6 protein-coding genes, 2 rRNA genes and 1 pseudogene are annotated in these 7,168 nt (G+C 34.0%); 2 read left to right on the top strand and 7 right to left on the bottom strand.

Features of this window, described 5'->3' with window-relative positions; translation table 11 throughout:
- The first annotated feature begins 131 nt into the window (after nucleotides 1-131).
- A 5S ribosomal RNA gene (gene rrf, locus AC1DTM_RS15215) occupies nucleotides 132-247 on the top strand.
- A 127-nt stretch (nucleotides 248-374) separates the two neighbouring features.
- Here the strand turns inward: rrf and AC1DTM_RS15210 are convergent.
- The 7 genes and pseudogenes from AC1DTM_RS15210 to AC1DTM_RS15180 form a co-directional block, all read right to left on the bottom strand.
- Nucleotides 375-833 carry an ASCH domain-containing protein gene (locus AC1DTM_RS15210; RefSeq protein ID WP_016103370.1) on the bottom strand — a complete coding sequence of 153 codons (459 nt, stop codon included), beginning with the start codon at nucleotides 831-833 and terminating at the stop codon, nucleotides 375-377.
- Between the two features lie 246 nt (nucleotides 834-1,079).
- Nucleotides 1,080-1,595 (bottom strand): annotated as a pseudogene (locus AC1DTM_RS15205) (M20/M25/M40 family metallo-hydrolase); the annotation flags it as partial.
- Between the two features lie 689 nt (nucleotides 1,596-2,284).
- Complete coding sequence (gene uppP / locus AC1DTM_RS15200; RefSeq protein ID WP_016103373.1) at nucleotides 2,285-3,082, bottom strand: undecaprenyl-diphosphate phosphatase UppP; 798 nt, start codon at nucleotides 3,080-3,082, stop codon at nucleotides 2,285-2,287.
- Between the two features lie 17 nt (nucleotides 3,083-3,099).
- Nucleotides 3,100-3,837 (bottom strand): ABC transporter permease, encoded by a 738-nt coding sequence (locus AC1DTM_RS15195; RefSeq protein WP_016103374.1) that lies wholly within the window; start codon nucleotides 3,835-3,837, stop codon nucleotides 3,100-3,102.
- Nucleotides 3,830-4,759, bottom strand: a complete 930-nt coding sequence (locus tag AC1DTM_RS15190; RefSeq protein ID WP_033714557.1) for an ABC transporter ATP-binding protein — start codon at nucleotides 4,757-4,759, stop codon at nucleotides 3,830-3,832. Before AC1DTM_RS15190 ends, AC1DTM_RS15195 begins: the two co-directional genes overlap by 8 nt.
- Before the next feature lie 68 nt (nucleotides 4,760-4,827).
- Nucleotides 4,828-5,841: a sensor histidine kinase gene (locus AC1DTM_RS15185; RefSeq protein ID WP_133059463.1), complete on the bottom strand. Its 1,014-nt coding sequence runs from the start codon at nucleotides 5,839-5,841 to the stop codon at nucleotides 4,828-4,830.
- Nucleotides 5,828-6,544, bottom strand: a complete 717-nt coding sequence (locus AC1DTM_RS15180) for a response regulator transcription factor (protein ID WP_016103377.1) — start codon at nucleotides 6,542-6,544, stop codon at nucleotides 5,828-5,830. Before AC1DTM_RS15180 ends, AC1DTM_RS15185 begins: the two co-directional genes overlap by 14 nt.
- Nucleotides 6,545-7,102: 558 nt before the next feature.
- Between AC1DTM_RS15180 and AC1DTM_RS15175 the strand changes: the two genes are divergently transcribed.
- Nucleotides 7,103-7,168, top strand: a 16S ribosomal RNA gene (locus AC1DTM_RS15175); the annotation flags it as partial.

Here is a 7,168-nt window from a genome sequence, read left to right as displayed (position 1 = left end):
ATGATCAGGTTGATAGGTTCGAGGTGGAAGCATGGTGACATGTGGAGCTGACGAATACTAATAGATCGAGGACTTAACCATATAATATGAAGCAAATGTTATCTAGTTTTGAAGGAATATACCTTCAATAGTTTGGTGATGATGGCAGAGAGGTCACACCCGTTCCCATACCGAACACGGAAGTTAAGCTCTCTAGCGCCGATGGTAGTTGGGACCTTGTCCCTGTGAGAGTAGGACGTCGCCAAGCAACTTTAAGATGAGTCAGAATGACTCGTCTTTTTTGTGTTTAATGAAATAAGCTTGTTATCTATGGTTCAAGAAACCTATTGATAACAAGCTTATTTGCGTAAAAGTAAGGGTATTACTTCTATTTATTATAGTTTCACTTTATTTTTTATATCGATAAGCTCAAAACGTTCACAAACGAGTAGCATATCTTCAGAAAAGCCAAGGCCAAGCTCATATAGTTCCTTTGTAAAGAACTGTATATGGGTGTCTCTCCAGTAATTATAAGTAAGATCGCCTTCACCTTCAGCTATAGCAAATTCTTCGGTTACTTCATTCATTGGTGTTACAGTTACTTCTATTGTCTTGATAATTGCTACAGGTTCATCCTGACTATTGAGTATAATACTATAATCTTTAGTTGTCGGCAGCGGTTCATTTTCTAATTCATAAAAAATATGGCTGGAGCATGTTGCTGTTTTTACACCATCAATGACTAATTGAGCGAGATAATCAGGAGAATCACCAAATTGCCAAGCTGTAACGGATTTCGGTTTTTCATTGTTCCCCCAATAAGTATCCCAATATGTTTGCGCTAATGGATTCATTTGTATATTTACCTCACTTTAGTTAAAGTTCATTTTCTTTATAAGCCCTGGGCAATTTGCTTATTTGTAATAGTTTTGTAGTCATTTAAAATTTGTATTGCTGTATTACGGATCAATAAAAGTAATAGCTGAATGAATATGGTTTATAAACCCGTTCTGTCCATTTATGGCCATTTTTCCCGTAGACGCCCATAGTAATAGACGGGATTTTTAATTTGCGGATTGTTTCATATGGTAATGGATATAGTTGTTATGTAGTCTATTTGTGATTTGGGTTGCAATAAAATTAGGATCAATGCCAGACAATGTATCGCCTACGTGTACTTCTCTTCCGTAAATATAGAAACGAGGAAGAAGTTTACCTGCAGTTCCTGTATAAATGTACCGCTGAGTATCTCCATCATATAAAGGTGTTATAAAATCATTGTTAATAGCCAAACGATACTGTAATTGTTTTTCTTGCTTCAATCTTTTTAGTTCGGTTAAGGCAGAGATAATTTCACGATGTTCCCCTTCTTCATCTCCATTGAATAAGAGAAGTAGATTTCCTTCGATTAAATGCACATGTTCTGAGAAGTATAGTATATTGGCTAGATGAATGGCAGCACCGATTTTCATATCAAGAGAACCACGGCCAAAGAACCACTCTCCAGATTTTGCGTCGGTTTGAACATTTGTATCACTTTTATAGGTTTCAAAATATTGTTCGAGTGTTTCAGGAGAGAAAGCATGTTCCTTTAACGATCCGAAGTCTTCAATGCCGACCGTATCTAAATGAGAATGATAGATAATAGTAGAAGTTGAATCATGTTTCCCTTTTACAAACGCAAATGCATTTTTCCTCCCTATTGGATTATGAGGGATATATTGAATCCATACATGCTCAGGATGTTCTTGAAAATAAGGGAAGTTTTTTAAGATGCCATATAGTTCATCTATAATACCGACTTCGTGTTAATACTATTAAATGAAACTAAATGATTTGTTAGCAATCCGATTTGTTTTTCTAACGTTAAACCTTGCAGCTGTTTGTATATGGACATAGGATAAAACCTACTTAAATCTTATAATTTGGGGTCTTTCGAAGAGAAGATAAGTGCAAGTGAAAAAACTATAGTACGATTACTTAAATACAAGGAAGTAGTGATGTAAAGGGTTGGGAACAATTGTTCTATCGTGGTGTAATAGGTATACTTAATCAATTGAGGTGCTTATTTTTAATTCAGTATATGTGTTTAAAGAAGAAATGCTATTACTAGGTTCGGATTTCAAATATAGCTTTTAACGTTACATATTTTAATGAAGTGTTGATTGGTAGTAAAGAATATTGGGAATATTAATATTGATCTATTACCCACTATGCCATATTGAAGCGAGTAATACTAGAGGTGAAATAGATAAAAACCGATATTCCTTGAATATCGGTTTAATAATATGTGGCTTATATGAAGCTATAGCAATACGAAAAGTGTAAATAAGATGGCTAACAAAATACGATAATGTGCAAAAGGTTTTAAACCTATCTTTTCTAAAAGCTTCAGGAAAGTTACTACCGCTAGCATTGCTACTATAAAAGAGGTAATGAATCCTATAGCAAACATAGAAATATCATCCACACTTAAATACTTCCAACTTTTTAATAAGTCTAAGCCTGTAGCTCCAACCATTACAGGAAGAGCAATGAGAAAAGAGAACTCAGATGCAGTCTTATAATTTACTTTCGCTAATAGACCTCCAGAAATAGTAGAGCCAGCCCTTGAGAAGCCAGGATATACTGCTAAGCATTGAAATAATCCAATTGTTAATGCTTGACGGTATGTTAAATCATCTAGTGAAAAAGCGGTTGCCTCTGCCTTTTTTACTTCTGCAAAAATCATAAGAAATGCTCCTGCTACAAGTCCGATTACGACAGTATACGGCTGGAATAAGTATGTTTTAATAACATCATGTAATAATAAGCCAACAACTACTGCTGGGAATACACCAAGAAAAACATGTAATGCATTGAATTTTTTCTCTTTCCGAAGAAGGGGTTTAATATTACATAAAGAAACAAGACGTTTATGATATAAAATCGCGATAGCTAAAATTGCCCCTAACTGTATGACAATTTCAAATGTTTTTGCCCTTTCTCCTTCAAAACCTAACAAATGTCCGACTAATATAAGATGGCCAGTAGAAGAGATGGGTAAAAATTCAGCTAACCCTTCTACAATGCCAAGTATGAAGGCAATGATAAGATCGCTCATAGTTTCACTCCTATAAATTAATGAATATCTACTCTTTTAAAATAGAATAGTGTTGTAATAAATCCGAAAATAGCTGTTACTGCAATGATGATATAAGAATACTCTGGTGGATAATTCGGTTGTAATTCGTTATTTGCTATATCTAGAGTAGCGGTCCATGGGAATAGGTCTTTATGTTTTGAATTTACGATCATAAGGTTAGTCATTGTAATAATGATTGTTAATATAATAGGCGGTACATAGGTCTTCATTACAAGGGTTAGTAGTACAATAGGTGAAGACAAAAGAAAGAGAAGTCCACCACATATTAAAAATTTTATGAGAGAGCCTAAAAGTAAGGTGATACTAAACCCAGGGAAGCTACCTATTAGCCCTAATAATAAAGTTAGCGCCCAAGCAACTAAAGTTAGCATCATGATCCAAAGGAATAGAAGGATAAACTTACTTATAATAAAGCTAATACGTGATACTGGGATAGTTAGCAAGTTTTTTAATGTATCTTCCGTGTATTCACGGGTAAATAGATAAGCGATTACAACTCCATATAAGGGGAATCCTATAATTAAAGTAGTGTATAGGTTAACTTCAGTGAACAGTTGACCAAATAAAATAGTTGGAGTAGGCTGCTTTGTCTTCATGTGTATATAAGAAGCTACAACCACTAAAAATGGCGCGACACCTGCTCCGATAATACTAATCAAAAACATATTGGATCGTTTCAATTTTAATAGTTCTGTATAAAGCAGATTAACCAATTGTGCCACCCCCAACTAGTTTGGTGAAATAATCTTCTAGTCTATCTTCGCTCATCACAATTTTTAATACTTCAATATCGTTACGAACCAATGTTCTATTAATGTGTCCTTGCTGTCCAAAGTGAGAATAAACGCGAATATTTCCTTCATCATGTACCTCATAATCAAAAATTTGAAAATGATTTTCTAATAGCATCGCAGCTTTATTATCATTATTTACTTGGAATTCTATGTACTTACGATTGGCTTTACGCAGTGTATCAAGAGAAACTTCTTCTAATAACCTTCCTTCATGAATAATTCCCATACGATCAACTAGTTGTTCCACCTCAGCTAATATATGACTAGAAATGAGTATCGTTATATTTCTTTCTTGAGCTAAAGATTTAATGAGTTTTCGCATTTCTTTAATACCGATTGGATCTAGTCCGTTAGTTGGTTCATCTAGTATGAGTAGTTCAGGATAATGGAGAAGAGCACGTGCAATTCCTAAGCGTTGCTTCATTCCTAAAGAGTATTTTCCTACTATTTTTTTTGTTTCGTGCTGCAAGCCTACAATTTCTAATGCTTCTTCAATTGCAGTCCTTTTGTGAACTCCAATTATCTTTGCATTAATTAATAAGTTCTCTCTTGCAGTTAAGTTTTCATAAAATCCTGGGACTTCAACGATAGAACCAATTCTTCTTAAAATGTCTTTTGGATTCCGAAGTAAATCCTCACCGAATATTTCTATATTTCCACTTGTAGGTTTTATAAGACTAAGCAGCATACGGATTGTAGTTGTTTTACCAGCACCGTTACGCCCTATGAATCCATAAATCTCTCCTTGTCGTACATTCATATTTAGATTATCTACTGACTTTTGGGTCCCATAAACTTTAGTAAGGTTTGTCGTGTTTATAATTGTATTTATAGGGGGCACCTACTTTCTATAAGTTCTTAATTACATAATAAAAAGGAAGGTTTAACTGCATATTAATCATTTCTTAACTATTTCTTAAAAGTAGTGTGTTTTGGGACGGAAAAACCAAAAGTAGTTCGTTCCCGGGGAATACTGTCAACCCATATACGCCCACCATTTTTTTCAACGAGGGCTTTAGAAATAGAAAGTCCGAGGCCACTACCACCGTAAGAAGGATTTCTTGATTGTTCGCTGCGGTACATCCGCTTAAATACGTTTTGTAAATCATGTTTTGGAATACCGGGTCCCTTGTCCCAAATAAGAAGCTCATATTCTGTATTGGTTTCTAGTAGTTCGACTCCTACTATTTTCCCAGCTTTTCCGTGATGGATAGCGTTTTTTATTAGATTACCTATAATTCGTATAAGGCTAAGGTGATCTGCAATAATAGGAGAAGTAGATTCTGGTATGAGAACTTGTAGTTCAATGTTATGTTTTGATAGCTCGGGTAAAAATTCGATTAATACTTCTCTAGTAACTTCAGAAAAATCGAGTTCTTCTTCTTTTAATGGAAATTCATCAGCATCTAGCTTGGCCATATTAAAGATTTCATCGACCAGATGTTTTAAGTCATTCGATTTCTTATAAAGTATTTCAAGATATTCTTGCTTTTCTACTTCAGAAGTAGCGACATCATCTTTTAAAGCATCAATATATCCAATAATAGAAGTGAGTGGTGTCCGGATATCATGTGAGATATTAGATAAAAGTTGTTTTCTAGCTTCTTGGGATTTCCTTGCTTCGATCTGACCCTTTTCTAATGCAGCTATTAATTCGTTTATTGAAAACACGATATTATTTAATGAACGGTCGTTATTTGTGAATAGCCTCGTTTGTAAATTCCCTTTAAGTGCACGGCTTAATTTAGTAACCATCGATTCGTTGCTTTGAATAAAGTGAACTCTTGAAAAGAAAAGGTATATTGTGATTATGATAAGAGCAATAAATAAAGATACTTTTACATGGTATCCCATATCTATATTTAAAAGTCCGCAAATGATAAGTTGTAATGAAATAAGAAAGAGGACCTTATCGATTTTCAACCTTTTCACCTACAAACTTATAACCGATTCCCCATACAGTCTGAATAAATTTTGGATTGGAAGAATTGATTTCTATTTTCTTTCTAAGCTTTCTAATATGCACCATAACGGTATTATCATCTTCTATATAATTATCGTCCCATACATTTCGAAAGAGTTGTGTTTTTGTAAATACTTGCTCTGGGTTTGAAGCGAAGAATTTTAATAGTTCAAGTTCTTTTCCAGTTAAGTTGATTTCTTTTCCGTTCGTATGGACTGTGTATTTTTTAAAATCGATAGTTAGTCCTTTAAATGTTAAAGCTGTTTTCTCTTGTACGTTAGTATTACTTCCAAGAACTAAAAAACGTCGCATAAGAGCTTTTACTCTTGCAACCACTTCGTGAATACTGAAAGGTTTCGTAATATAATCATCAGCACCTATGCTTAAGCCCAGAATTTTATCAACTTCGTGATCTTTAGCAGTTAGCATTAATATAGGAATGTTAGTTGTATCTCTAAGTTTTCTGCACACTTCGATACCATCTACTTTCGGCATCATAAGATCTAATATAACGAGGTTGTAGTTATTTTGGTTAAATAAGCACAACGCTTCTTCGCCATTAATTGCAGTATCTACCATATATAATTCTCGCTCTAAATATCTTTTTAATAAGTCTCGAATTTCTTTATCGTCATCTGCTATAAGAATACGTATATCTTTCATATCGTCACCTGTTTCTAATAGAATGTTATTGATATTACAATTTGATAAACAAAGGGGAATAGGGAGCGGTAATAAAAAATAAAGCAACTTTCTAATTATATACTATTAATTGTTAAAATAAGGTTGCTAGTTTAGCTGAAAAGAATCAATCGTATGAGTTCGGTAAGATGGGGGAAGTAAGTCCTTTGTAATAGAGAAGTGTCTAAATTGAAAAGTATGTAGAAGAATAGATTAGTAAAGAAAAGTAGACGAGGGTTTCTATTTAAATGGAATCTTTATAGGTCCGTATCTAGAGCTAAAAGAGTACGAAGGTATTAAATTAAATATCTTTATAAAAAGGTGTTGACGATTAGCRTATAGAGGTGTAATATAGAACAAGTCGCCGATAGCAACAACGCAGAAAGCGACAAAASAAAWMAAAAAACTTGGTTGACATTGAAATATGAAAATGTTAACATAAGGGAGTCGCAAATGAGCGACAGACAAGTTCTTTGAAAACTGAACGAAACAAACAACGTAAACGTCAATTTTTATTTTTAGATGCTAGACAAACTAACTTTATTGGAGAGTTTGATCCTGGCTCAGGATGAACGCTGGCGGCGTGCCTAATACATGCAAGTCGAG

Source organism: Bacillus sp. P4_D3 (assembly GCF_056401855.1).
This window is presented reverse-complemented; position numbering and strand designations above follow the sequence as displayed.

What these genes read in the sequence shown, in the direction of transcription:
- AC1DTM_RS15210 (WP_016103370.1), bottom strand. Translation starts at nt 833, where the DNA reads ATGAATCCATTAGCGCAAACATATTGGGATACTTATTGGGGGAACAAT.
- uppP (WP_016103373.1), bottom strand. Translation starts at nt 3,082, where the DNA reads ATGAGCGATCTTATCATTGCCTTCATACTTGGCATTGTAGAAGGGTTA.
- AC1DTM_RS15180 (WP_016103377.1), bottom strand. Translation starts at nt 6,544, where the DNA reads ATGAAAGATATACGTATTCTTATAGCAGATGACGATAAAGAAATTCGA.